The sequence below is a fragment of the Roseovarius halophilus (ex Wu et al. 2025) genome (assembly GCF_047086965.1).
In genome coordinates this window covers 1-273 of the sequence record NZ_JBKOTX010000632.1, presented here as the reverse complement: position 1 = coordinate 273, position 273 = coordinate 1, and the positions used below count along the sequence as shown (strand labels likewise).

1 protein-coding gene is annotated in these 273 nt (G+C 66.3%); it reads left to right on the top strand.

From position 1 onward, the window contains the following. Positions 1 to 273 (top strand): transposase (locus ACH107_RS33815; RefSeq protein ID WP_412509924.1); only part of this gene is annotated, 273 nt, incomplete at both ends.

The window sequence follows — 273 nt, the reverse complement described above, 5'->3', positions numbered from 1 at the left end:
ATGCGGTTTCTCGGGCTGGGGCTCGAGGACCGGGTGCCGGACGCCAAGACGGTCTGGCTCTATCGCGAGGGTCTGGTGGAGACGGGTCTGGTCGAAGAGCTGTTCCGCCAGTTCGACGGCTACCTGGCGCGGCAGGGCTACATCGCGCGGGGCGGGCAGATCCTGGACGCGTCCATCGTGGCGGTGCCGAAGAACCACAACACCCGCGATGAGAACAAAGCGATCAAGAACGGCGAAGTACCCGAGGACTGGGCCGACAAGCCCGCGAAGCGC